This is a genomic window from Nocardia sp. NPDC006982 (genome assembly GCF_042869435.1).
Taxonomy (GTDB): Bacteria; Actinomycetota; Actinomycetes; order Mycobacteriales; family Mycobacteriaceae; genus Nocardia.
On record NZ_JBIAFV010000001.1, the window covers coordinates 1014949 to 1038839 of the forward strand.

Consider the following 23891-nt stretch of genomic DNA (forward strand, 5'->3'; position numbering starts at 1 on the left):
CGGCGTTCGGATGCGACACGTTCGTTACCTGCGGGTCTCGTGCGACGAACGGCCCGAGCATCCGACGAAATTATGAGTGCGATTTAGGCCACACGTCGGTGCCGAAAATCCGTCAGCGCACCGTGACCAGCTTCATCGACACTGACAGTGGGCCCGGTTCCAACTTCCGCGGCCACACCTGGGCCTGGCCCGAACGTGCCCCGCGGTCGGTTCCGCAGGGCACCGAATCCGCCGGTGGTATCGGCTACGCTGACCGCGTGATGTCAGGCGAACACGGCGAACCAGATGTCGAACGCAGCCGGTCGACCACCCTGATTCGCCTGCGCCGGACCGCGCCCATCAGCACCGCCGTTGCGTTGGGGCGCCGGATCATCGGTCTGGATGTCGCGCCCGACCACACCGTCGGCGACACCCTGCACATCAACGAACCCGAAGCCGCCGAACTCAACCCGCAGGAGACCGCACAGCTGCGCCGCGTCCGTCTGTTGGGCGCGACGGGTGCGGTGATGATGGCCATCGGCGCGCTCGGCCTCGGCGCCCAGCCCACGCTCCAGAATCCGACCTACGGCAAGGCGATTCTCGGGCTGCCCGCGCGGGTGCACAATTCAGGACTGGCGACGACCATGGTCGGCACGGTCATCGTCATGCTGGCCTGGCTGCTGCTCGGCCGATTCGCACTCGGCTTGCAGTCCAACCGCATTCGCCGCATCAGCCGATCACAACTCGACCGCACACTGCTGCTGTGGATCATCCCGCTGTCGGTCGCACCGCCGATGTTCAGTCAGGATGTCTATTCCTATCTGGCCCAGGGTGAGATCGCGGCGAGCGGACTCGATCCCTACGACGTCGGCCCGGTACAGGGGCTCGGCCAGGACCACATTCTGACGCGCAGCGTCCCCAATATCTGGCAGAATTCGCCCGCGCCATACGGGCCCCTCTCGATTTGGCTGGGCAAGGGCATCGCCGAAATCGTCGGCGACAATATGCTCGCCGGAGTGCTGCTGCACCGAATGCTGGCCTTGCTCGGGGTGGCCTGCATCGTCTGGGCGCTGCCGCGGCTGGCACAGCGCTGTCGAGTATCGCCGGTGGCCGCATTGTGGCTCGGCGCCGTGAACCCACTGGTGATATTCCACCTGGTATCCGGTGTGCACAACGAGGCCATGATGCTCGGCCTGATGCTGGTCGGGTTGGAATATTGTCTGGCGGCCCTGAGCAATATCGGACCGATGCGCGGACACGCACTTGTGCTGCTTTTATCGGGTACCACCCTGATAGGGCTGTCCGCCATGGTCAAGATTCCATCGATGCTGGCACTGGCATTCGTGTGGATGGCATTGAGCCGAAAATGGGGCGGCGATTGGCGTGCGGTGCTCAGATCCGCGCTATTCCTCGGTGGCGTCACCGGCACAGTCATGCTCGCGGTATGCCTGGGCAGCGGTCTCGGTTTCGGCTGGATCGACACCCTGACCATGGCCAATTCGGTGCGCAGCTGGATGTCGCTGCCCACCGCGCTCGGGGTCGTCACCGGATTCGGCGGCGTTCTACTGGGATTGGGCGACCACACCACCGCCCTGTTGAGCATCACCCGACCGATCGCGGCGGTCGCGGCCTCGCTGATCGTGGTGCGGCTGATGGTGGCCACCTGGCGCGGGCGGCTGCATCCGGTCGGTGCGCTCGGCGTCGCCTTCGGCGCGGTCGTCCTGCTGTTCCCGGTGGTGCAGCCTTGGTATCTGCTCTGGGGCATCGTCCCGCTGGCGGCGTGGGCCAGCCGACCCGCCTTCCGGGTCCCGGCCACGATTGCCTCGGCGGCGATCAGCGTCATGCTCATGCCTTCCGGCAGCGAAATCCAGCCTTTCGTCCTTATCTATGCGGCCTGCATCACCATCCTCACCTGCACGCTGATGATCCTGGCCACCCGCAAGTCGCTGCCGTGGCGGCTACACCAACTCGGCCCCGACACCGCTCCCACCGCCGCCGGTCCTTCCGGACCGCAGAGTTGACGAGGCAGGGGTGTCGTCCGGGTCACATCCGTCGACGGCTTACGGTGTGACACCGTGAGGGAGCGAAGCGAGCGAACAATGGGCCCAGCACCCTTGGACGCGACGGAGCCGAGCACCGAGGCGCGATGGTGACCGCAGCCTCGGAACCCGCCGTCTGTATCGACGGCGTCGTCAAACGTTACGGCGAAACCGCCGCCGTCGCCGGGATCAGCTTCGCGGTCGAACGGGCACAGGTGCTGGCCTTACTCGGCCCGAACGGTGCGGGCAAGACCACCACGGTCGAAATGTGCGAGGGGTTCAAAACCCCGGATGCCGGTTCGGTCCGGGTGCTCGGACTCGATCCGATCGCCGACTCCGACCGGTTGCGACCGCGCATCGGCGTCATGCTGCAGGGCGGTGGCGCGTACCCGGGTGCGCGCGCGGGCGAGATGCTCGATCTGGTCGCCGCCTACTCGGCTGACCCGCTCGATCCCGAGTGGTTGCTGAAAACCCTTGGCCTGCAGGACAACCGGCGCACTCCGTACCGACGGCTGTCCGGCGGCCAGCAGCAGCGACTCGCCCTGGCCTGCGCGCTGGTCGGGAAGCCGGAGATCGTCTTCCTCGACGAACCGACCGCAGGCCTGGACGCGCAGGCCCGGCTCATCGTGTGGGAGCTGATCGACGCGCTGCGCCGTGACGGGGTCACGGTGCTGCTCACCACCCACATGATGGACGAGGCCGAGCAACTGGCCGACCAACTGGTGATCATCGATCACGGACAGATCGTCGCCTCCGGAACACCCGCCGAGGTCACCGCACACGGCGCGGCCGGGCAGCTGCGTTTCACCGCCCCGCCGAAACTCGATTTGCGCCTGTTGAAAACCGCTCTACCGGAAGGCTTCTCGCCACGCGAGACGACGCCGGGACAGTATCTGGTCGAGGGTGAGATCGATCCGCAGGTGCTGGCGACGCTGACCGCGTGGTGTGCCCAGCAGAATGTGCTTGCCACCGATATCCGGATCGATCAGCGTCGCCTCGAGGACGTCTTCCTGGAACTCACCGGACGGGACCTACGCGGATGAATCAGCCAGATCTCACCGGGAACCGCTTCGCGCCGGGTACTTTCACCCCCGATCCGCGCCCGAGCAGCCGCCTCGCCATGATGACCGCGCAGACCCGGCTCGAGCTGATCCTGTTGCTGCGCAACGGCGAACAGCTGCTGCTCACCATGTTCATTCCGATCACGCTGCTGGTCGGGCTCAGTCTGTTGCCGTTCGGGGACCTCGGCAAGGACCGGGTCGACAAGATCGTGCCCGCGGTCATGATGGTCGCGGTCATGTCGACCGCCTTCACCGGACAGGCCATCGCCGTCGGATTCGACCGGCGCTACGGCGCGCTCAAGCGCCTCGGCGCGACCCCGCTCCCCCGCTGGGGCATTGTGGCGGGCAAGAGCGCCGCGGTCCTGATCGTGGTGGTGATGCAGGCAATTCTGTTGGGAGCCATCGGATTCGCGCTCGGCTGGCGACCGGAACTCGCCGGGCTCGCGCTCGGCGCGCTGGTGATCGCGCTCGGCACAGCCACTTTCGCGGCTATGGGTCTGCTGCTCGGCGGCACCCTCAAGGCGGAGATCGTGCTGGCACTGGCGAATATCCTGTGGTTCGTCATGCTCGGTATCTCGAGCATCGTGTTCGCATCCGACGATCTACCCGCGGCGGTGAATGTGCTCGTGCGGTTGGTGCCGTCCGGGGCGCTGGCCGTCACGCTGGAAGACGCCATGCGCACCAGCATCGACTGGTTCGGCATCGCCGTGCTCGCCGCTTGGGGCGGCGTCTCCGGCTTCCTCGCCACCCGCTTCTTCCGCTTCGATTGATCTGGCCAACGACGGAATGTAGTAGACCGGGTGCGGCTGGCCGAAGTGGCCCGGCTACCATCATTGGGTGCTGTATCGCGCATTCCTGCGACTCGTCGATCTGCTCCCGCTGCCCTCGTTGCGGGTGCAGCGACTGATCGCCATCGCGGTCATCGTCTCCCAGGCGGGTATCGCCGTCACCGGTGCGATCGTGCGGGTCACGGCGTCCGGACTCGGGTGCCCGACCTGGCCGCAGTGCTTCCCGGGCAGCTTCACCCCCACCGGGGTGGCCGAGGTGCCGGTGCTGCATCAGACCGTCGAATTCAGCAACCGCATGCTGACCTTCGCGGTGACATTGTGCGCGGCGCTCATCGTGCTCGCCGTCACCCGGGCCCGTCGCCGTCGCGAGGTGCTGGTGTACGCGTGGTTGATGCCAGGCGGCACGGTGCTGCAGGCGGTCATCGGCGGCATCACCGTGCGCACCGGTCTGCTGTGGTGGACGGTGTCGGTGCATCTGCTGGCGTCGATGCTGATGGTGTGGGTCGCGGTGGTCATGTTCGCGAAGGTCAGCGAACCCGATGACGGCATCCAAGTGATCCAGGCGCCCGCGCCACTGCGCTGGCTCGCCGGACTGAGCGGGGTCGCGCTCGCCGGGGTCCTCATCGCGGGCACGCTGGTCACCGGCGCCGGACCGCATGCGGGCGATAAGAGCATCGAGCGACCGGTCGAACGCCTGCAGGTCGAAATCGTCACCCTGGTGCATCTGCACTCGCAGCTGCTCGTCGGCTATCTCGCACTGCTCATCGGCTTGGCCTTCGGCCTCTTCGCCGTCGGCATCACCCCCGCCGTCCGCACCCGACTGTTCGTCCTGCTCGGCCTGGTCTGCGCCCAGTCTCTCGTCGGCGTCGTCCAGTACTTCACCGACGTGCCCGCCGCCCTGGTCGCCACCCACGTCGGCGGCGCCGCGGCCTGCACCGCCGCCACCGCCGCCCTCTGGGCCTCCCTGCGCACCCGCGAACGCGTCACGGCGTCGATCTCCAACTCCGCGGAACAGTTGGCATAGCGCACACTGTTCCGATGCGCCCATCAGCGTCGAGTACCGAAGCGCCACAACCGTTCCCGGATATCGAGCCGTATGAGCGCTGACTCCTCGACGTCGGCGACGGAAACCAGGTCTATTGGGAGACCAGCGGTAACCCGCACGGTAGGCCCGCGCTGGGATAGTGCACGGTGGACCGGGCAGCGGCGGCCGACGCGGATCGCGACACCGCTTGGCAATTGGCGCAGGCCTGGCCTAGTGCGGAACTGCGGGTCATCGAGGATTCCGGCCATATCGGCAGCCCGGCCATGCGCAACGCGATACTCGAGGCGTTGGCGCGCTTCGGCGGCAGCGGCCAAGGTGTATGGTCCGATGATCGGATGCAATTCGGCGGCGGACGCGGCTAACCTGGCAGGCATGCCGGTCACTGTCCTTGTGCCAGATGATTATGGAGTCGGGGTATTGGCCCGGCTAGATGGGATTCGCCCGGTGCGGTATTCGCCCGGCGAATCGCTGCCCGCGGGAGCGGAGTTGGCGGAGGTGCTGGTTCCGGCGTTTCTGGCTCGGCCCGATTCGATCGATATGGCCGGGTTGCCGAAGTTGCGGTTGGTGCAGATGCTGACGGCCGGGGCCGAACGGTGGATCGGTCGGCTGCCGGATGGGGTGCTGCTGTCGAATGCGCGGGGTGCACATGGCGGCAGTTCCGCGGAGTGGGTGGTCGCGGCGCTGCTCACGATTTATCGCGAGCTGACGGAGTTCGCCGATTTGCGGCGCGAGCAACGCTGGTATCAGCATCGCACGGATACGTTGGCGGGTAAGCGGATCCTCGGCATCGGCGCGGGTGATCTCGGCATCGAATTGCGCCGCAGGGTAGAAGCTTTCGATGCGACCTTGACGCTGGTCGGCACGACCGCCCGCGACGGTGTGCACGGTGTCGACGAATTACCGCGGCTGCTCAGCGAATTCGATGCCGTCGTGCTGATGGTTCCGGTGACAGATCAGACCATCGGCATGGTCGATGCCGAATTCCTGGCCGCGATGGCCGACGGCGCGGTACTGGTGAATGTCGCGCGCGGACCGATCGTGCGGACCGAAGCGCTACTGGCCGAACTGGTTTCGGGGCGATTGCGCGCAGCTCTGGATGTCACCGACCCGGAGCCACTGCCGCCTGAGCATCCGCTCTGGACAGCGCCCGGTCTGTTGCTGACACCCCATGTCGCGGGAAGTAGCCGAGGCAGTCTCGAACGCGCCTACGCCGTTGTCGCAGCGGAGATCGCCCGATTCGCGGCTGGCGAGTTACCGAAAAACCTTGTGCGCGGGGATTATTGAGTCGCTCACGGATCAACGGCGGTTACATGAATCGCGGCCGGGTGACGCGCGCGAGTGTTCGGATCAAAGCATCCGATGCCAGTTGCCCGCGTTCGATGCGCAGCCCCGCGTAGCACGGATCGCCGTTCTCGACGAGCCCGACGATCGTCGGCTCATCCAATTGCTCCGCGGCGAACGCATATATCTGCTCCAACTTCGGCACGATCAGACCGTAATCGAGCGCCCGTGCCACGCGTCCCTCGAGCGCGAGCACCGCGTCGACAGACATATTCGACAGCGGATACACCTCGGGAAAAACGTTCCGCAGGTCGAGGAACAGGCGAACCGAACTGCGGCGCGGATCGGCCGACCAGCCGCCGAGGGCCCCGAACCGGCCCAGCGCCAGCGTCGGCCGCGCCACCAGGACGTGGGTGAACAGCACCCGCATGAGCGTCACATTGATCATCAACCGCTCGGCGGGCAGTTCCGCGGCGGCCAGCTCCTGATGTTCCAGATAACCGGCGACGATGCTGCGATTGTGCGCCCGGTACCACGCCGCGGGCGAAGGGGCGATGAGGAATTCGAGCCACAGCCGGGCACCGGGTGTCGACGCGTCGCGGGCATCGGCGTGATGCAGCAGCGCGGCCTCCAGTTTGTCGTGCAGTAAGCGGTCGTTGATGGCCCGCCACCACGGGCTGCCGGTATCGGCGTGCAGCACACCGCGAGCGAGTTCCCATTGCAGAAAAGCGATTTCGGCCCGACGGTAGGCGCGCAGTTGCGGCGGATAGAAGCTCTCGGCGAGCGCGACGCGGTGCTGCGCGTCGGCATGCGCGGCGCCGACCCGCCGAGCCGCCAGCTCGCTCGCCTTATCCGCGTTCATCGTCCCCTACTTTACGATCCGGACGCCGCCCGCACCCGGAACCAGAGACCCATCAATATTACGATGTCTCTTATTGGCGATCCTATTGGTGCTTCGATGAACGGGTGCCTAACGTCGACATCGCGACGAACTGACACGCCGCATGCGTCAGCGCGTCAACCCTAATCCCCGATCAGGAGGCACACGATGTCGAAGGTTCTTTTCGTCATGACCGGCGTCGACTACTGGACGCTCGCCGACGGCACGAAACATCCGACCGGGTACTGGGCCGAAGAGGTCGTGGCTCCGTACAAGGCCATCAAGGCGGCGGGTCACGAGATTGTGGTGGCCACTCCCGGCGGCGTCGTACCGACGGTCGACCAGGGCAGTCTCGCACCCGAGGTCAACGGCGGCGCGGACGGTGCCACGGAGATCGCCGACACCCTGGCCGATGCGGCAGAACTGCGCAGCCCGATCCGGCTCGACGATGTCGACCTGGCCGACTACGACGCCGTGTACTACCCAGGCGGACACGGCCCGATGGAAGATCTGTCGGTGAACGCCGACTCCGGCGCCCTGCTCAATGCCGCGCTGGCCTCGGGCAAACCGCTGGGCGTCGTCTGCCACGCGCCCGCCGCGCTGCTCGCGACCGCCATCGACGGCGATTCCCCGTTCGTCGGCTACCAGGTCACCGGATTCACCAATGCCGAAGAGGCACAAGCCGGATTCGCCGATAAGGCCAAGTGGCTGCTGCAGGATCGGCTCGTGGAGCTCGGCGTCGATTTCCGCGAGGGCGAGCCGTGGGCACCGCATATCGAGATCGATCGCAATCTCTACACCGGCCAGAATCCCGCATCGTCGGCACCGCTGGCCGCAGAGATCCTCAAAGCGCTGGGCTGACGCGAGACAGGGCGCGAGACCAGAGGGCATAAGGGAAACGTAAAGATCGCTTGCGCCAACGGCTCTCGGTGGCCGCGAGGTCTAGCGTGGAGTGGTCGAACCGCGGCAGGGAGGTGTCGGTGGCGACAGACGTGATCGGCAAGATCGCCCGCGTCACCGCGACGATCAAGCCGGACCATCTCGGCGAAGTTCTGATCGAGGTGCGGGCGGGCACCGAGCGATTTCTCGCGCGCCCTGCCGACGGGGCGACAACCATTCCGAGGCATACCCAGGTGCTCGTGGTCGGGAGCCTGGGTGGGCGCACGGTTGAAGTCACTCCCTTGAAATGAAGGTTCATCATGGACGTCCTGATACTGGTCGTCGTCGGCATCGCCGTTGTTGTGCTGTTCCTGGCCGCCGTGCTGTTCCGGCTGTCCTGGCGGGTCGCCGAACCCGATGAGGCACTGATCATCTCCGGATTCCGCGCGGGCGAAGGACAGTCCTTCGGCGAGAGCATGGGCTTCCGGATCGTCACCGGACGCGGCAGTCTGGTCGCACCCGGACTGACCAAGGTGCGCCGAATCTCATTGGAGGCGCACGAAAGTCAGATAACCGTTCCCTGTGTGAGTCAGCAGAAGATCAGTCTGCAGCTGGCCGGTGTGGTGGTCTACAAGGTCGGTGACGACTACCGGTCCATCGCGAATGCGGCCCGTCGGTTCCTGGACCGCCCGGCCGAGGAGCTGGAAACCAAGGTGCAGAATGTCTTCGTCGGCCATCTGCGCGCGATCGCGGGTTCGATGACCGTGGAGGATATGATCAGCGACCAGGATAAATTCTCCGAGCAGGTCCGCGACCGGTGCTCACAGGAGATGGAGTCCTTCGGCCTCGTGATCGATAGCTTCCAGATTCAGTCCATTGCCAGCGGCTCGAATTACATTGCGAACCTGGCGATTCCGCATCAGGCCGCGGTCGAGCAGCAGGCCCGCATCGCCCGCGCCAATGCCGAGCGCGAGGCCATCGAACAGGAACAGGCAGCGCAGGCCCAGATCGCACTCGCGATGCGTGACACCCAGATCAAGAAGGCCGGTTATCAGGCCGAGGTGGACAGCGCGAGTCAGGAAGCCGCTCAGCAGGGCCCGCTCGCCGATGCCAAAGCCCGCCAGGCGGTCGTCGAAATGGCAACGCGCGTCGCACAACTCGAAGCACAACAGAAAGAACAGCAGCTGCAGGTCGAGATCCGCAAGCCGGCGGATGCCGAGGCCTATCGCCAGACCACGCTGGCCACCGCGGGCCGTGACGCGCGGATCAGCCAGGCCGAGGCCGATGCCCAGGAGACCCGCTTGCGCGCGGAAGCCGCTGCGGCACAGACGAAAATGCAGGCACTGGCCGAGGCCGAGGCGATCAAACTGCGGGCCGCCGCCGAAGCCGAGGCCACCCGGCTCACCGGTCAGGCCGAGGCCGACGCCATCAAGGCCAGGGGTCTGGCCGAGGCCGACGCCGTACGCGCGCATATGGCCGCCGAGGCCGCAGGCATCCAGCAGCGCGCCGAGGCGATGAGCCAGAACCAGGAGGCCGTCATCGCGCAGCAGATCGCCGAGAAGCTCCCGCAGATCGTCGCCGCGGCGGCGGCACCATTCGAGCACGTCGATCAGTTCACGGTGTTGAACGGCGCGCAGGGTGTCACCTCGGCATTGGCCGAGATCATTCAGCAGGCGGGTGCGCTCACCTCGATCGCACGCGAATCTCTGCTGCCCGCAATGAATCTCAGTACGAACGGGCACCAGAACGGCGAGGTCGAACTCCCGAAGTAGACCGTGAGTCGGCGGCGATCCGCGAACGATTCGCCGCCGACGCCCGAAGTACCCTTCGGTAAGGGCCCTTGGTCCCTTGTTCGGCATTCGGTGTCTCTGCGACGGTGTACGTCCGATCATCGGTAAGCCGAAAGCGAACTCGCGTGACATCGCTGTTGTGGATCGCGCTGCCCTATGGCGCGTTCGTGTCATTTGTGCTCGGTCATGCGTGGCGCTACCGGCGCGACGGTTTCCGCAGCTATACCCGATATCCGGAGATGGACCGCAGCCAGCGGTTCGGATCGACGGCATTTCGGTCCGGGGTTTGCCTCATAGTCCTCACCCGCCTGATCAATGTGATCACCGCCGAACCGCACGCCCGCCCATCCGGTGCGCTGCACGTGGTCACCACGATCGTGCAGATCGGCGGCGTCGCCGCTGCCACGATCGGGGCGGTATTGCTGTTCCTACCGGATCTGATAGCGGGTCCGTCGCGTCCGGTGATCACCCCGCTGGACCGCATAACCTTCCCGACCCTGACGGCCGCACTGCTTTCCGGGGTGATCATCGAATACGATCCGACCACGGTGGCGCGCGAATATCGCACCGGCGAAACGCTTTTCGCGTGGTTCCGCTCGCTGGTCACCATCGATCCGAATCCCGAGGCCATGCAGCATGCACCGCTCATCTACCAGGCGCGGGGTCTGATCCTGCTGCTGGTCCTCGGCATCTGGCCATTCACCCGGCTCGCGGGCATCTTCGCGGGCCCGGTCGTGCGGCGGATCCTGCGCGCCGTCCCACGCGAGACTCGCGAATTGAACGGCGCGACCACGGGCGGCTGAACGGCTCAGTTCTCGTTGCGCGCCTTGGGAAAACGGGTCTGCCGGGCGACCCAACCGGCCATCTTGGCCCAGTGTCCCTTGCGCGGGGTGACCACCGAGATCAGCTCGCGATCCCATTCATCGGCCTCGGTCAGGCCATTGATGGTCTCGACCAATTCCTTGGCGGTCGCCAGATCATCGACCACGCGGTCACCGAGGACACCGTCGGAGCCGATCAGGGTCACGCGCACGCCCGCGCGGCCGATCGGCTGCAGTACAGCAGTGGCGGAGCCGCCGTGCTCGGCGACGAATCCCTTTACCGAATCCACCAGGGAACCCGACAGCTGGACTGGGGCGGCAGCTTCAACACTCATGGCGGTTAGTTTACTGACCGGTACGTTCGGGTCCAGCCCCCGTGGGTGTAGAACGGATCTCATGCGCGCTATTCAGGTTTCCGAGCACGGCGGTCCCGAAGTCCTGAACTACGGCGAGGTGCCGGATCCGCGGATCGGTCCGGATCAGCTGCTCGTCGACACCGAGGCGATCGGCATCAACTTCATCGATACCTATATCCGCGCCGGCCGCTACCCGCAGGCGGTGCCCTATATTCCGGGCGCCGAGGGCACCGGCGTGGTGGCCGAGGTCGGCACGAATGTGACCGAATTCGCAGTCGGCGACCGGGTCGCCTGGGCGGCCGCACCCGGCAGCTATGCCCAGCGGGTCGCGGTACCTGCGGCGGTCGCGGTCAAGGTGCCCGACGGTGTCGACGCACCGGTCGCCGCCTCGGCGCTGCTGCAGGGTATGACCGCGCACTACCTGATCGAATCGATCTACAAGCCCGAACCCGGCGAAACCGTGCTCGTGCACGCGGGCGCGGGCGGCGTCGGCCTTATGCTCACCCAGCTCGCAGCCGCGCGCGGGGTGCGGGTGATCACCACCGTCTCCTCGGACGCGAAGGAAAAACTGTCCCGTGAGGCGGGCGCGAGCGAGGTGCTGCGCTACAGCGATGATCTCGCAGATCAGGTTCGTGCACGCACCGAGGGCGTCGGCGTCGCGGCCGTATACGACGGCGTCGGCGCGGCCACCTTCGAGGCCAGCCTCGCGTCTTTGCGGGTGCGCGGCATGCTGGCACTTTTCGGCGCGGCCAGCGGCCCGGTACCGCCTTTCGACCTGCAGCGTCTCAACCCCGCAGGGTCGCTGTTCGTCACCCGCCCCACGCTGGTGCACTACACCCGTGACCGGGCCGAATTGCTCTGGCGCGCAACCGATATCCTCAATGCGATCGCCGACGGAACGCTGCATGTGCGGATCGGCGCTACATATCCGCTGGCCGACGCCGAGCAGGCGCACCGCGATCTCGAAGGCCGCAAGACCACCGGGTCGATCGTCCTGCTGCCGTAACCCTGTGCCAACGGCCGTGCACCAGCGCGGCCGTTGGCACCTGGAATCCATTGCCCAGCAGCCTAATTCACACCCCAGACAGTACCGATAAGGTTCTGCCCAGTAGCTTGATCCACACCCCCGGCCCCTACCTGATCGATTCCGCTACACGGCAACCAGATTCGCACTTCCGACCGCCGTCCGATCGGTTCCGATGCCCGTCAGCTCGATTCACACCCTCCGGTGTTGCCGAGCCGGTTTCGGCTGCCCGGCAACCAGATTTGCCGGATCAGTAGTCCTGCCCGGTCAGACCACGGTAAATAAACCGCGTCAAACCCTCGATCGCCTGTTCATCCGTCAGCGTGACGGAACCGTCCTCGACCGCAGCCAACATCCCCCGGGTGACCTGGAACATCATTGCCAGACTGGCATCGACGCTGCTCGGCAGCCGTAATCCCTTGTCGGCCAGACCATCCAGGTGATCGGCGATATCCGCGCGCTGTTCTACCCCGAACTGTCCGAGCACCCGGGCGAAGTCCTCGCTGACTATTGCCGCCTGAGTAATCGCGCGCATCACCGCCCCATGTTCCCGCGAGAAGGACCAGTAACCGGCGATGTGATACCGCACCGCCTCCGGATCACTGAAATCGGATATGTGTTCGGGCTGCTCCGCGCGCTCGTCGCCCGCACTCGCCAGATCGTTCAGCAGCGCCTGGAGTAGCTCCTCCTTGCTCGCGAAGTGGTTGTAGAACGACCCGGCCGCACGCCCGGCGGCCGCAGTGATGTCGGTGATCTTGCTGTTCAAGTAGCCGCGTTCGGCGAACACCCGCCGCGCCGCATCCTTCAGTGCCTGTTCGGTCTCTGCGGACTTTTCCCGGCGACTCGACGTCACTCGCACCACCTCCTTGACACGAAAACCTATCAACCTCCATACTGAATTCAGATTCAGTGAATTTCAATTCAGATTGGTGATGATCGTGAAAGCAGCCGTCCTGCGCAGCGCCGGCGAGATTCCTGTGTATGCCGACTTCGACGAGCCGGAGGTGACCGAAGGCCGAGAACTGGTCGAGCTGGTGGCGGCGGGCATTCATCCGATCGTTCGATCGCTGGCGGCCGGTACGCACTACGGCAGCATCGACGCCTACCCCCTGATCCCGGGCATCGATGCGGTGGCGCGCACCGCCGACGGCACGCTCGTCTACACCGGTTTCCCGCAGGCTCCATACGGCACGCTGGCCGAACGCATGGCGATGCCCACGCGGATGCGGATTCCGCTCCCGACCGGCGCCGATCCCACGCGGATCGCCGGCGGCCTCAACCCCGGGTTGTCCTCGTGGCTGGTCCTGCGCGAGCGCCGCGACGCACTACCAACCCAGAAACTCGGCACCGTGCTGATCCTCGGCGCCACCGGGGCCGCGGGCCTGCTGGCCGTGCAGAACGCCTTCGCGCTCGGCGCGGACCGGGTGATCGCCGCCGGACGCAATCCGTCGGCACTCGAGCGGGCGGCGGGATACGGCGCGACCGCGGTCACGCTGCAGGACGACAAGGACGCCACCGCGTCGGCACTGGCCGAGGCGACCGGCACCGAGGCGCCGTCCCTGGTGCTCGACTATGTGTGGGGCGCACCGGCCGAGGCCGCCTTCGCGGCGCTCGGACGCCATGGCCTGACCGAGGACGACGCGGATATCGCATACATCCAGATCGGCGCCACGGCAGGTGCCGAGGCGGCCGTTCCGGCGGCGCTGTTGCGCAGCCGTCGCATCACGATCTCCGGTAGTGGGGCCGGATCCGCGTCGGTGCGGTCGATTCTCGCCGCGATCCCCGAGTACATGCAGTTGATCGCCGATGGCCGGTTGGACACCGCCGTGCAGGAGTTCCCGCTCTCGAAGATCGAAGACGCGTGGGCCGCCGCGCAATTCGGCGACGCCCGGGTAGTCGTCGTCCGGGATTGATCCATCGACGGTAACCAACACAATTCAGTACGGAGACATCGTGCACGACCACACGCAAGTACTCATCGCGGGCGCCGGACCCACCGGCCTCACCCTCGCCATCGACTTGGCCCGCCGCAATATTCCGGTGCGCATCATCGACCGGGCTGGCGAATTCTTCGCCGGATCACGCGGCGACGGTATCCAGCCGCGCACGCTCGAGGTTTTCGACGACCTCGGCGTGCTCGATGCGGTCCGCGGGGCCGGATCACCGTCACCGGTGATCCGCGCGTACTTCGGCGGTGAATTCGCGGGCGAACATCGGATGGCCGAACCGGTCGAGCCGACGCCCTCGATCCCCTACCCCAACCTCTGGGTACTCGGCCAGTCGCGGACCGAGGCGATACTGCGTGACCGGCTTGCGGAGTTCGGCGTTCGCGTCGAACTCGCCACGGCGCTGGTCAGTTTCGAACAGGACGAGACGGGCGTCAGCGTCGAATTGGCGCACGACGGTGTCGTCGAGACGTTGCGTGTCGCCTATCTGGTCGGTGCGGACGGCGGGAAAAGCACCGTCCGCAAGACGCTCGGCATTCCGTTCGAAGGCACCACCGACGATTCGATCCGGATGCTGCTGGGCGATGTCGGCGCCGATGCACTCGATCACGACTACGGCTACTGGTTCGCCGCGGCCGGTCGGCCGATGGAGGGAATCATGTTGTCCCCGTTGCCCGGTGGCAGCCAGTTCCAGTTCGGTGCGCCATTGGACACCGATGCCGAGCCCACCATCGAGGTGCTACAGGAATTCGTCGACCGCTATGCCGGAAATCTGGGTATCGTCCTGACCGATCTCACCTGGGCGACGGTGTGGCGGCCGAATATCCGTCTGGCGCAACGGTTCCGGGAGGGGCGGGTATTCCTCGCGGGCGACGCCGCGCATGTGCATCCGCCCACCGGCGGACAGGGCATGAACACCGGTATCCAGGATGCCTACAACCTCGGCTGGAAGCTCGCCACCGCCGTCGCAGGCGACGAATCACTGCTGGACAGTTACGAATCCGAACGTCGCACAGTGGCCGCACGGGTGCTCGGGATCAGTACCGAACTGCTGGACAAGCTGGTCGACGGCGCCGAGGACGCCATGCAGCGCGGCGAGGAGACGCGTCAATTGGATATCAGCTACCGAGATCCCGCCGAGCACGGCGTGCTGGTCGCCGGTGATCGCGCACCCGACGCACCGGTCAAAGATGCCGAGGGGCGGCCGCTTCGACTGTTCGACCTGTTCCGCGGACCGCATGCGACGCTGCTGTCGTTCGGCGAAACCAACGTACCGCCCGAACCCGGGGTCGAGGTATATACGGTGATCCGTCCCGGCGACAAGGCGACCGGACAGTACGTCGTGGATGTCGACGGTCACGCCTTCACCGCCTATGACGCGGTCGACGGCACCCCCGTACGAGTCCGGCCCGACGGATATATCGGCTGATTCAGCCGAAGAAGCTGCCGATCGTGTCCCACCCGAGCACCGAATCCACCGCGAGACCACAGAACACCACGGCCAGATAGTTGTTGGACTGCAGGAACAGTCGCAGCGGCTTCACCGATTCACCGCGCCGCACACCGGAGTACAGCTGGTGCGCCATGAGCAGGAACCACGCTCCGGCCACCAGCGCGACGGCCGCGTAGACCACACCGGTCGCGGGGACCAGCGCGAGAGTGGTGAGCACGGTGAGCCAGGTGTAGATGACGATCTGCTTGGTGACGGCCTGCTCGGTGGCCACGACCGGCAGCATCGGCACACCGGCCGCGCGGTAGTCCTCCTTGTAGCGCATGGCCAGCGCCCAGGTGTGCGGCGGCGTCCAGAAGAAGATGACACCGAACAGCGCGATCGCGGGCCAACCGATATTTCCGGTGGCCGCCGACCAGCCGACCAGCGCGGGCATACATCCGGCCGCGCCGCCCCACACCACATTCTGCGAGGTCCGGCGCTTGAGGCCGAGGGTGTACACGAACACGTAGAACAGGATCGTCGCGACGACCAGCAGGCCACTGAGCAGATTCGCCTGCCACCACAGCCAGGCGAAGGAGCCGATACCGAGCGTGACACCGAAGACGAAGGCATGCGAGGTCGGCACGGCATCCCTGGCCAGCGGCCGCTTCGCCGTCCGCTTCATCACCTTGTCGATATCGGCATCGGCGACGCAGTTGAGCGTATTGGCGCTCGCCGCGCCCATCCAACCGCCGAACAGCGTGACCAGGATCAGCCGGATGTCGACATGGCCGCGATCGGCCAGCAGCATCGTCGGAATGGTCGCGACCAGCAACAACTCGATGACGCGCGGCTTGGTCAACGCGATATAGGCGAGGGGTCGCCGCAGTAGTCGGGACAGCAGGCCATCGCCGGTCAACCGGTCGGCCAGCGCCGTCGCGGAGGAGCCGTGTGCACCATTGCCACCCGGCTGTTGCCCAATCCGCACTGTCTCTCCTCGCACGCTGTGCATCGCATCCGGCATGAAACCGCCGCCGCGCTCCCCTGCTCGAGCTGGTGCGAGGCGGCAACTACTACACACGATGGTAGACCCAGCCGCACAGCCTTCTTTCCATAGCCCCTCGCTCCGGCACGCTGTCGCAGCGATTCGACACCCGAACTATGCCGGGTTCCTCACATGCCGGTCATCGGGCACATCTAGGGTGGTTGGGGTAAACCCGGTTCGCATTCCACAGCTGCCGTGCGCGCACCCCTCCGCCACCGTCGACGAAACAATGTCAGGAGAACCTCGGTCGTGTCAGTGACAGACGACATCCGCGCCCTCACTCAGCCGCACCACCCGGACGACTGGACGGATCTGGACACCAAGGCCGTCGACACCGTTCGGGTTCTGGCCGCCGATTCGGTGCAGAACGCCGGGAACGGGCACCCCGGGACCGCGATGAGCCTCGCACCGCTGGCCTACACGCTCTACCAGCGCACCATGCGCCTGGACCCGAGCGATCCGAGCTGGGTCGGCCGGGACCGCTTCGTACTGTCCTGCGGCCACTCCAGCATCACCCAGTACATCCAGCTCTACCTGGCCGGATACGGTCTGGAGCTGAACGATCTCGAGCACCTGCGCAAGTGGGGCTCGCTTACCCCGGGCCACCCCGAATTCCGCCACACCGACGGCGTCGAGATCACCACCGGCCCGCTGGGTCAGGGTCTGGCCGCCGCGGTCGGTATGGCGATGGCGGCACGGCGCGAGCGCGGTCTGTTCGACCCGGACGCCGCACCGGGCACCAGCCCGTTCGACCACTTCATCTACGTCATCGCCTCCGACGGTGATATGGAGGAGGGCGTCACCTCCGAGGCCTCCTCGCTCGCGGGCACCCAGCAGCTGGGCAACCTGGTCGTGATCTACGACGACAACAAGATCTCCATCGAGGACGACACCACCATCGCCTTCACCGAGGATGTCGCCGAGCGCTACGCGGCCTATGGTTGGCACGTGCAGGTGGTCGAGGGCGGCGAGGACGTCGTCGCCATCGAGGCGGCGCTGGCCGCGGCCAAGGCCGAGACCGGTAAACCGTCGATCATCGTGCTGCGCACCATCATCGGCTTCCCCGCCCCGAACAAGATGAACACCGGCGCCGCGCACGGTGCCGCACTCGGGGCCGACGAAGTGGCCGCCACCAAGAAGATCCTCGGGTTCGACCCGGAAAAGAACTTCCAGGTCGACGACGACGTCATCGCGCACACCCGCAAGGTCGTCGAGCGCGGCCGGCAGGCGCACGCGGCCTGGCAGCGGCAGTTCGACGCGTGGGCCGCCGCGAACCCGCAGAACAAGGCGCTGTTCGATCGGCTCGCCAAGCGTGAGCTGCCCGCAGGCTGGGCCGCGAATCTGCCGACCTACGAGGCGGATCCGAAGGGTATGGCCACCCGCAAGGCGTCCGGCAAGGTACTCGCCGCGCTGGCGCCGGTGCTGCCGGAGCTGTGGGGCGGTTCGGCCGACCTCGCCGAATCCAACAACACCACCATGCCCGACGCGCCGAGCTTCGGTCCGGAGTCGATCTCGACCGGCATGTGGAAGGCCAACCCGTACGGCCGCACCCTGCACTTCGGTGTGCGCGAGCACGCCATGGGCGCGATCCTGAACGGCATCGCCCTGCACGGACCGACCCGTCCGTACGGCGGCACCTTCCTGGTCTTCTCCGACTACATGCGCCCGGCCGTGCGCCTGGCCGCCCTGATGCGGGTGCCCGCGATCTACGTGTGGACGCACGACTCCATCGGCCTCGGTGAAGACGGCCCGACGCATCAGCCGATCGAACATCTGGCGGCGCTGCGCGCGATTCCGGGCCTGAATGTGGTCCGCCCCGGCGACGCCAACGAGACCACCTACGCCTGGCGCACCATCCTCGAGCGCGACAGCAGCGAGCACACCTCGCACTTCTCGGTCTCCGAACCGGCCCACCAGGACGGGCCGTCCGCGCTCGCGCTGACCCGCCAGGATCTGCCGATCGTCGAAGGCACCAGCTACGAGGGTGTCAAGAAGGGTGGCTACGTGCTGGCCGAGGCGTCCACCGGCACCCCGCAGGTAATCCTGATCGCGACCGGATCCGAGCTCCAACTCGCAGTCGCCGCCCGCACTACGCTGGAGGCGCAGGGCATCGGCACCCGCGTGGTCTCGATGCCGTGTGTGGAGTGGTTCGACGCGCAGGACAAGGCATATCGGGACGAGGTGCTGCCGCCGGCGGTAGCCGCTCGCGTGGCCGTCGAGGCCGGTATCGCGATGCCGTGGTACCGGTTCACGGGTGACGCGGGCGAGATCGTTTCGATCGAGCACTTCGGTGCCTCGGCCGATTTCAAGACCCTGTTCCGCGAGTTCGGTATCACCGCGGAAGCCGTAGTCGCTGCCGCGCAGCGCACCCTGGAAAACGTGAAGGGATAAGAGCTCATGGCACAGAACGAAAACCTCGCCGCCCTCTCTGCCGCGGGCGTCTCGGTGTGGCTCGATGATCTGTCACGGGACCGGATCCAGTCCGGGAACCTGGCCGAGCTCATCGAGACCCGCAGCGTCGTCGGCGTCACCACCAATCCGACGATCTTCCAGGGCGCCCTGAGCCAGGGCCACGCCTACGACGGTCAGGTGAGAGAGCTTGCCGCCCAGGGCGCGGATGTGGATTCCGCGATCCGGACCATCACCACCGACGACGTGCGTGCGGCCTGCGACGTGCTGGCTGGGGTCTACGAGGCCAGCAACGGTGTCGACGGCCGGGTCTCCATCGAGGTCGACCCGCGCCTGGCCTTCGACGCCGAGCAGACGGTGGCCCAGGCCATCGACCTGTGGAAGACGGTGGATCGGCCCAACCTGTTCATCAAGATTCCGGCCACCGAGGCGGGCCTGCCCGCGATCACCCGGGTGATCGCGGAGGGCATCAGCGTCAACGTGACCCTGATCTTCTCGGTCAAGCGCTACCGCCAGGTGATGGGCGCCTACCTCGACGGTCTGCGCGGAGCCAAGGCCACCAGCCACGACCTGGCCAAGATCCATTCGGTCGCTTCGTTCTTCGTCTCCCGCGTGGACACCGAGATCGATAAGCGACTCGAGACGATCGGTACGCCGGAGGCGCTGGCACTGCGCGGACAGGCGGGTGTCGCCAACGCGCGCCTGGCCTACGCCGAATACCAGGATGTGTTCGACGGTGGAGCGCACACCTCGACCTACGCGCATCTGGCCGCCTCCGGTGCGAATCGGCAACGGCCGCTGTGGGCTTCGACGGGTGTGAAGAATCCGGAGTACTCGGACACGCTGTATGTCACCGAACTGGTCGCGCCGAATACGGTGAACACGCTGCCGGAGAAGACCCTCGAAGCCGTGGCCGATCACGGCGAGATCCGTGGCGACACCATCAGCGGTACCGCCGCGGCCGCGCAGGAGGTCTTCGACAAGCTCACCGCGGTCGGCATCGACCTCGACGACGTGTTCGACGTGCTCGAGCGCGAGGGTGTGGAGAAGTTCGAGAAGTCGTGGGAGGAGCTGCTTTCCGCCACGGCAGGCGAACTGGCCAAGTCCGGGGACCACTGACCTGATGGCCGGCACTCAGACGAATATCTGGAAGAACCCGCTCCGCGACGAGCGGGACAAGCGGGTCCCCCGCATCGCGGGGCCGTGCAGCATGGTGATCTTCGGCGTCACCGGCGATCTGTCCCGGAAGAAACTGATGCCGGCCATCTACGACCTGTCGAACCGGGGGCTGCTGCCCCCGGGCTTCGCGCTGGTCGGCTTCGCCCGCCGGGACTATGCGGACGAGGACTTCGCGAATGTCGTGCTCGAGGCGGTAAGAGCCCATGCCCGCACACCCTTTCGGCAGGAGGTCTGGGACCACCTGGCCGAGGGCATCCGCTTCGTGCAGGGCTCCTTCGACGATGATTCCGCCTTCGCCAAACTCGCCGACGTATTGGCGAAGCTGGACAAGGACCGCGGCACCGGCGGCAATCACGCCTTCTACCTGTCGATTCCGCCGAATATGTTCCCGGTGGTGCTCGATCAGCTCTCCGAGCACAAACTGGCCCAGCCGACGAAAACCGAGGGCGAGGGCCGCAAACCCTGGCGCCGGGTGGTGATCGAGAAGCCGTTCGGCCACGATCTGGACAGCGCGGTCGAACTCAACGCGCTGGTCAACCGGGTGTTCCCGGAGGAGACGGTATTCCGCATCGATCACTATCTCGGCAAAGAGACGGTGCAGAACATCCTGGCGCTGCGCTTCGCCAACCAGCTCTACGAACCGATCTGGAATGCCAATTACGTCGACCATGTGCAGATCACCATGGCCGAGGACATCGGATTGGGCGGGCGCGCAGGCTATTACGACGGTATCGGCGCGGCCCGCGATGTCATTCAGAATCACCTGCTGCAGTTGCTCGCGCTGACCGCGATGGAGGAGCCGATCAGCTTCGAGCCCAAGCAACTGCAGGCGGAGAAGATCAAGGTGCTCTCGGCGACCAAACTCGTCGAGCCCCTCGATGAAACCACCGCGCGCGGACAGTACGCGGAGGGCTGGCAGGGCGGCGAGCATGTGGTCGGACTGCTCGACGAGGAGGGTTTCGACCCGCAATCGCGCACCGAGACCTACGCGGCGATCACCCTCGAGATCGACACCCGGCGCTGGGCGGGTGTGCCGTTCTACCTGCGCACCGGAAAACGCCTGGGCCGCAGGGTGACCGAGATCGCGGTGGTGTTCAAGCGGGCCCCGCATCTGCCGTTCGACCAGACCATGACCGAGGATCTCGGGCAGAACGCAGTGGTCATCCGGGTGCAGCCCGATGAGGGCATCACCACCCGATTCGGTTCTAAGGTGCCGGGGTCGAGCATGGAAGTGCGCGACGTCAATATGGATTTCAGTTACGGCGAGGCATTCACCGAATCCTCCCCCGAGGCCTATGAACGCCTGATCCTCGATGTGTTGCTCGGGGTGCCGTCCCTGTTCCCGGTGAACGCGGAGGTCGAATTGTCCTGGCGCATCCTGGATCCGGTGCTCGACCACTGGGCCGCCGACGGTAAACCCGAACAGTACGAGGCGGGGACCTGGGGTCCGGCCTCGGCCGATGAGATGCTGGCCCGCACCGGGCGCGAATGGCGGCGGCCATGATCGTCGATATGCCGCAGACCACCACCGCCGAGGTCACCAAACGCCTGGTGCGCCTTCGGGAGAGCAATGGTGTGATCACCATGGGCCGGGTGCTGACCCTGGTCGTGTGCACGTTGGACAGTTCCGAGGCCGAGGACGCCATCGACGCCGCCAATGACGCCAGCCGCGAACATCCCTGCCGTGTGGTCGTTTTGGCGCGCGGGGATCGCGAGGCCGAGACCCGGTTGGATGCCCAGATTCGCGTCGGCGGTGATGCCGGAGCAGCCGAAGTGATAGTGCTGCGGCTGCAGGGGGATCTGATCAACCACGAGAGCAGCGTCGTCATCCCGTTCCTGCTGCCGGACACCCCGGTGGTGGCGTGGTGGCCGCGTGGTGCCCCGGAGTTCCCGTCCAAGGATTCGGTGGGGCGCTTGGCGACTCGCCGCATCACCGACGCCACCTTCGCCGCCGATCCGCAGGCGACGATCAAGAAGCGGCTCGGCTCCTACGCCTCCGGCGATACCGATCTGGCGTGGAGTCGCATCACCTACTGGCGGGCGCTGTTGGCGGCCGCCATGGACGAACCGCCGTTCGAGCCGGTGGATTCGGTGATCATCTCCGGACTGCGCGAAGAACCCGCGCTGGATATGCTCGCGGGCTGGTTGGCCGCCCGGCTCAACTGTCCGGTGCGTCGCCGCTCGGGTGCGTTGCGGGTGGAGGTGCATCGCCCGACGGTGTCGATCGCGATCGAGCGGCCGCAGACCGGGCGCACCGCGACGCTCACCCGCACCGGTGATCCGGATCAGCGAATCGCCTTGGCGCGCCGAGAAACTCGCGACTGCCTCGCCGAGGAACTGCGACGGCTGGATGCCGACGAGATCTATGCCGAGGCGCTCGCCGGAATCGAAAAGGTGACATATGAGTGAGCGCGCGAACGTTCCCGCGAGCACCGTCGAAGTACACGACGACGCCGATGCCTTGATCGCCGCCGCGGCCGCGCGATTCGTCGCGGTCGTGGTGGCGGCGCAGGCCGAACGTGGCTCCGCATCGGTGGTGTTGACCGGCGGTGGGACCGGGATCGGACTGTTGGAACTGGTCCGTAAGGCACCGGGCGATATCGACTGGTCGCGGCTCGATGTGTTCTGGGGTGACGAACGATTCGTGCCCGCGGGCGATTCGGAGCGCAATGATCTGCAGGCGCAACAGGCGCTGCTGGATCATGTGCCGGTTGATCCGTCGCGGGTGCATCCGGTTGCCACCTCCGATGGTGAGTATCCGGATCCGGTCGAAGCCGCCGCCGAGTATGCGGCGGCAGTGCACGCGCACCTGGCCGAGCACGGGGCCTTCGATCTGCATCTGCTCGGTATGGGTGGCGAGGGGCATGTGAATTCGCTGTTCCCGCATACCGATGCAGTGCGCGAACAGCACGAACTTGTTGTCGCGGTACCGGATTCGCCGAAGCCGCCGCCGGTGCGGGTCACGCTGACGCTGCCCGCGGTGCGGCGCAGTCGCCATGTTGTGCTGGTTGTCGGTGGTGCCGCCAAGGCCGAAGCCGTTGCCGCGGCGGTTGCCGGTGCGGATCCGGTGGAGATTCCCTCGGCGGGTGCACTTGGGTCGGAATCCACTACGTGGCTGTTGGATCGGGATGCCGCCGCGGCATTGCCGGATGCCGCGACCTAACTCAGCAGCTGCTGCGCGGTTGCGCCGAGGACCAGTTCACGCACGTGTGGTGAGCGGGTGGCGCGTTCGACGGTGATGCGTGCGATGACCGGGTCGCCATAGGGGGCGTCCGAGCCGAAGAGGGTACGCTCGGGAATTTCGGCTATGGCCAGGCGGACCGCGAAAACGATACTGGCAGTGGACAGTTCCAGGTACATGTTCGGGGTGTCGCGGACCAGTTCGATCGCGTCCATCCAGTGCGCGCCGCCGAGTTGGGAGACCACGAGCGGCACGCGGGGGTAGCGTCGCGCGAGGTCGGTCAGGGTGCGTAGGTCGGCGGCGGTCGTGGGTGCGGCGCCGTGGACGACGACAGGGAGTCCATCGTGGTCGGTGGCGGCGCGGAGTACCGGCTCGATCAGGGCCGCTCGGTCCGGCGGCGGGGTCAACTCACCGATGCCGCGCAGTCCGCGCCCGACTACGTCGCGTTCGACGATCGCGTCGGCATCGGGCGTGTCGAGCGGCACCGAGGCGAATCCGATGAAGCGCTCCGGGTAGGCGGCGATTGCGGCATCGAGTTCGCGCCGGGCCGTTTCGCGGCCGAGGGCGCCGCCGCCGGCGAGCGCCTGCGTCAGCAGGTCCATCTCTTCGCGTAGTTCGGTCAGGTTTCCGGCTCGTTCGGGATGTGGTCGGGTCATGAACAGGATGGTCTTGTCCACGCCTGCCTCATCGAGTAGTGCGATGTGGTCGGCGAGCGGTTCGTGGACGTGGCTGTGTGCGTCGATGATCAACATCTCT

At 66.4% G+C, this 23891-nt stretch carries 23 protein-coding genes; 18 read left to right on the plus strand and 5 right to left on the minus strand.

Annotated elements, in window-relative coordinates; genetic code table 11:
- Window positions 1–260 precede the first annotated feature (260 nt).
- The 6 genes from mptB to ACFYOW_RS04465 all read left to right on the plus strand — a co-directional run bounded on the left by mptB (window position 261) and on the right by ACFYOW_RS04465 (window position 6196).
- A complete protein-coding gene (gene mptB, locus ACFYOW_RS04440) occupies window positions 261–2000 on the plus strand; it encodes a polyprenol phosphomannose-dependent alpha 1,6 mannosyltransferase MptB (RefSeq protein ID WP_387286005.1) in 1740 nt (579 codons plus the stop codon).
- A gap of 125 nt (window positions 2001–2125) precedes the next feature.
- Window positions 2126–3061: an ABC transporter ATP-binding protein gene (locus ACFYOW_RS04445; protein ID WP_387284442.1), complete on the plus strand. Its 936-nt coding sequence runs from the start codon at window positions 2126–2128 to the stop codon at window positions 3059–3061.
- Window positions 3058–3849: an ABC transporter permease gene (locus ACFYOW_RS04450; protein WP_387284444.1), complete on the plus strand. Its 792-nt coding sequence runs from the start codon at window positions 3058–3060 to the stop codon at window positions 3847–3849. Before ACFYOW_RS04445 ends, ACFYOW_RS04450 begins: the two co-directional genes overlap by 4 nt.
- A gap of 67 nt (window positions 3850–3916) precedes the next feature.
- Entirely contained in the window at window positions 3917–4891 is a 975-nt protein-coding gene (locus ACFYOW_RS04455) for a heme A synthase (RefSeq protein ID WP_387284446.1), read from the plus strand.
- A gap of 167 nt (window positions 4892–5058) precedes the next feature.
- Window positions 5059–5274, plus strand: coding sequence for a hypothetical protein (locus ACFYOW_RS04460; RefSeq protein WP_387286097.1), 216 nt, complete (start codon window positions 5059–5061; stop codon window positions 5272–5274).
- Window positions 5275–5284: 10 nt separating this feature from the next.
- Complete coding sequence (locus ACFYOW_RS04465) at window positions 5285–6196, plus strand: NAD(P)-dependent oxidoreductase (RefSeq protein ID WP_387284448.1); 912 nt, start codon at window positions 5285–5287, stop codon at window positions 6194–6196.
- Between the two features lie 22 nt (window positions 6197–6218).
- Here the strand turns inward: ACFYOW_RS04465 and ACFYOW_RS04470 are convergent, their stop codons facing one another.
- Window positions 6219–7055 carry a hypothetical protein gene (locus tag ACFYOW_RS04470; RefSeq protein ID WP_387284449.1) on the minus strand — a complete coding sequence of 279 codons (837 nt, stop codon included), beginning with the start codon at window positions 7053–7055 and terminating at the stop codon, window positions 6219–6221.
- Window positions 7056–7241: 186 nt separating this feature from the next.
- On the opposite strand from ACFYOW_RS04470, the gene ACFYOW_RS04475 reads away from it, so the two are divergent.
- From ACFYOW_RS04475 to ACFYOW_RS04490, 4 genes are all read left to right on the plus strand, one after another.
- Window positions 7242–7934, plus strand: coding sequence for a type 1 glutamine amidotransferase domain-containing protein (locus tag ACFYOW_RS04475; RefSeq protein ID WP_387284451.1), 693 nt, complete (start codon window positions 7242–7244; stop codon window positions 7932–7934).
- A gap of 119 nt (window positions 7935–8053) precedes the next feature.
- Entirely contained in the window at window positions 8054–8263 is a 210-nt protein-coding gene (locus tag ACFYOW_RS04480) for a hypothetical protein (RefSeq protein WP_218007608.1), read from the plus strand.
- A gap of 9 nt (window positions 8264–8272) precedes the next feature.
- Entirely contained in the window at window positions 8273–9724 is a 1452-nt protein-coding gene (locus tag ACFYOW_RS04485) for a flotillin family protein (protein ID WP_040692021.1), read from the plus strand.
- A 143-nt stretch (window positions 9725–9867) separates the two neighbouring features.
- A complete protein-coding gene (locus tag ACFYOW_RS04490) occupies window positions 9868–10545 on the plus strand; it encodes a respiratory nitrate reductase subunit gamma (RefSeq protein ID WP_387284454.1) in 678 nt (225 codons plus the stop codon).
- Between the two features lie 5 nt (window positions 10546–10550).
- On the opposite strand, the gene ACFYOW_RS04495 is transcribed toward ACFYOW_RS04490, so the two are convergent.
- Window positions 10551–10898 (minus strand): hypothetical protein, encoded by a 348-nt coding sequence (locus tag ACFYOW_RS04495; protein ID WP_387284456.1) that lies wholly within the window; start codon window positions 10896–10898, stop codon window positions 10551–10553.
- 61 nt (window positions 10899–10959) lie between these two features.
- Here ACFYOW_RS04495 and ACFYOW_RS04500 point away from each other — a divergent pair, with 61 nt between their 5' ends.
- Window positions 10960–11925, plus strand: coding sequence for a quinone oxidoreductase family protein (locus tag ACFYOW_RS04500; protein WP_387284458.1), 966 nt, complete (start codon window positions 10960–10962; stop codon window positions 11923–11925).
- A 268-nt stretch (window positions 11926–12193) separates the two neighbouring features.
- Here ACFYOW_RS04500 and ACFYOW_RS04505 read toward each other — a convergent pair whose 3' ends face one another.
- Window positions 12194–12796 (minus strand): TetR/AcrR family transcriptional regulator, encoded by a 603-nt coding sequence (locus tag ACFYOW_RS04505; RefSeq protein ID WP_387284460.1) that lies wholly within the window; start codon window positions 12794–12796, stop codon window positions 12194–12196.
- Window positions 12797–12881: 85 nt separating this feature from the next.
- Here ACFYOW_RS04505 and ACFYOW_RS04510 point away from each other — a divergent pair, with 85 nt between their 5' ends.
- Both ACFYOW_RS04510 and ACFYOW_RS04515 read left to right on the plus strand, forming a co-directional pair.
- Entirely contained in the window at window positions 12882–13856 is a 975-nt protein-coding gene (locus tag ACFYOW_RS04510) for a zinc-binding dehydrogenase (RefSeq protein ID WP_387284462.1), read from the plus strand.
- A 40-nt stretch (window positions 13857–13896) separates the two neighbouring features.
- Window positions 13897–15318, plus strand: coding sequence for an FAD-dependent monooxygenase (locus ACFYOW_RS04515; protein ID WP_387284464.1), 1422 nt, complete (start codon window positions 13897–13899; stop codon window positions 15316–15318).
- Window position 15319: 1 nt separating this feature from the next.
- On the opposite strand, the gene ACFYOW_RS04520 is transcribed toward ACFYOW_RS04515, so the two are convergent.
- Window positions 15320–16309, minus strand: a complete 990-nt coding sequence (locus ACFYOW_RS04520; protein ID WP_387284466.1) for a heme o synthase — start codon at window positions 16307–16309, stop codon at window positions 15320–15322.
- 306 nt (window positions 16310–16615) lie between these two features.
- Between ACFYOW_RS04520 and tkt the strand changes: the two genes are divergently transcribed.
- From tkt to pgl, 5 genes are read left to right on the plus strand one after another with little or no spacing between them, the layout of a single operon-like run.
- Window positions 16616–18757 carry a transketolase gene (tkt, locus tag ACFYOW_RS04525; protein WP_387284468.1) on the plus strand — a complete coding sequence of 714 codons (2142 nt, stop codon included), beginning with the start codon at window positions 16616–16618 and terminating at the stop codon, window positions 18755–18757.
- Between the two features lie 6 nt (window positions 18758–18763).
- A complete protein-coding gene (gene tal / locus ACFYOW_RS04530) occupies window positions 18764–19894 on the plus strand; it encodes a transaldolase (protein WP_387284470.1) in 1131 nt (376 codons plus the stop codon).
- 4 nt (window positions 19895–19898) lie between these two features.
- Window positions 19899–21458 carry a glucose-6-phosphate dehydrogenase gene (zwf, locus tag ACFYOW_RS04535; protein ID WP_387284472.1) on the plus strand — a complete coding sequence of 520 codons (1560 nt, stop codon included), beginning with the start codon at window positions 19899–19901 and terminating at the stop codon, window positions 21456–21458.
- On the plus strand, window positions 21455–22363 hold the full coding sequence (gene opcA, locus ACFYOW_RS04540) for a glucose-6-phosphate dehydrogenase assembly protein OpcA (RefSeq protein WP_387284474.1): 909 nt from the start codon (window positions 21455–21457) through the stop codon (window positions 22361–22363). Before zwf ends, opcA begins: the two co-directional genes overlap by 4 nt.
- A complete protein-coding gene (gene pgl, locus ACFYOW_RS04545) occupies window positions 22356–23117 on the plus strand; it encodes a 6-phosphogluconolactonase (protein ID WP_387284476.1) in 762 nt (253 codons plus the stop codon). Before opcA ends, pgl begins: the two co-directional genes overlap by 8 nt.
- On the opposite strand, the gene ACFYOW_RS04550 is transcribed toward pgl, so the two are convergent.
- The gene (locus ACFYOW_RS04550; protein WP_387284478.1) at window positions 23114–23887 is read right to left on the minus strand and encodes an amidohydrolase family protein; all 774 of its coding nucleotides are present in this window, start codon (window positions 23885–23887) and stop codon (window positions 23114–23116) included. The two genes, pgl and ACFYOW_RS04550, sit on opposite strands and share 4 nt — an antisense overlap.
- Window positions 23888–23891 lie beyond the last annotated feature (4 nt).

Excerpts from the sequence above, each read along its gene's own strand:
- zwf (WP_387284472.1), top strand. The coding sequence starts at position 19,899 with ATGGCCGGCACTCAGACGAATATCTGGAAGAACCCGCTCCGCGACGAG.
- ACFYOW_RS04465 (WP_387284448.1), top strand. The coding sequence starts at position 5,285 with ATGCCGGTCACTGTCCTTGTGCCAGATGATTATGGAGTCGGGGTATTG.
- ACFYOW_RS04495 (WP_387284456.1), bottom strand. The coding sequence starts at position 10,898 with ATGAGTGTTGAAGCTGCCGCCCCAGTCCAGCTGTCGGGTTCCCTGGTG.
- tal (WP_387284470.1), top strand. The coding sequence starts at position 18,764 with ATGGCACAGAACGAAAACCTCGCCGCCCTCTCTGCCGCGGGCGTCTCG.
- pgl (WP_387284476.1), top strand. The coding sequence starts at position 22,356 with ATGAGTGAGCGCGCGAACGTTCCCGCGAGCACCGTCGAAGTACACGAC.
- opcA (WP_387284474.1), top strand. The coding sequence starts at position 21,455 with ATGATCGTCGATATGCCGCAGACCACCACCGCCGAGGTCACCAAACGC.
- ACFYOW_RS04450 (WP_387284444.1), top strand. The coding sequence starts at position 3,058 with ATGAATCAGCCAGATCTCACCGGGAACCGCTTCGCGCCGGGTACTTTC.
- ACFYOW_RS04485 (WP_040692021.1), top strand. The coding sequence starts at position 8,273 with ATGGACGTCCTGATACTGGTCGTCGTCGGCATCGCCGTTGTTGTGCTG.
- ACFYOW_RS04475 (WP_387284451.1), top strand. The coding sequence starts at position 7,242 with ATGTCGAAGGTTCTTTTCGTCATGACCGGCGTCGACTACTGGACGCTC.
- ACFYOW_RS04550 (WP_387284478.1), bottom strand. The coding sequence starts at position 23,887 with ATGTTGATCATCGACGCACACAGCCACGTCCACGAACCGCTCGCCGAC.
- ACFYOW_RS04470 (WP_387284449.1), bottom strand. The coding sequence starts at position 7,055 with ATGAACGCGGATAAGGCGAGCGAGCTGGCGGCTCGGCGGGTCGGCGCC.
- mptB (WP_387286005.1), top strand. The coding sequence starts at position 261 with ATGTCAGGCGAACACGGCGAACCAGATGTCGAACGCAGCCGGTCGACC.
- ACFYOW_RS04445 (WP_387284442.1), top strand. The coding sequence starts at position 2,126 with ATGGTGACCGCAGCCTCGGAACCCGCCGTCTGTATCGACGGCGTCGTC.
- ACFYOW_RS04500 (WP_387284458.1), top strand. The coding sequence starts at position 10,960 with ATGCGCGCTATTCAGGTTTCCGAGCACGGCGGTCCCGAAGTCCTGAAC.